The organism is Mesorhizobium sp. M5C.F.Ca.ET.164.01.1.1, assembly GCF_004792125.1.
In the GTDB taxonomy this organism is placed as follows: Bacteria; Pseudomonadota; Alphaproteobacteria; order Rhizobiales; family Rhizobiaceae; genus Mesorhizobium; species Mesorhizobium wenxiniae.
The window spans coordinates 1-306 of sequence record NZ_SRTG01000448.1 but is presented as its reverse complement, the minus strand read 5'-3'; the positions used below and the strand labels follow the sequence as shown (position 1 = coordinate 306).

General features: G+C 66.0%; 1 pseudogene. It reads right to left on the bottom strand.

The features are described from left to right. Positions 1-306: pseudogene (locus EN807_RS34225) on the bottom strand (hypothetical protein); the annotation flags it as partial.

The window sequence follows — 306 nt, the reverse complement described above, 5'->3', positions numbered from 1 at the left end:
CCCATCCCCACCGCGCCGGGAAGCAATGGCCCGACGAAATTGCCGTGCCAGCCGACGCCGCCTTCCGGATGAAGCAGCACGCCATGGCCCTTGAGCGCCCAGTCGACCGAGTGCGCCTTGGCCGCCTCGTTGTTGCCGGGGATCTGCGCGATCAGATTGTTGGCCAGCCAGAACTTCTGCATCGGCCGGCCAAGCCCGTTTACCACGCCATGCGTCGCCCAGGACGCCGCCAGCGGGCTGACGCGCGAGACGACCTCCTTGTCGATCATCCAGTCGGTGAAGAATTCCGGATGGTTGGGCGTGATG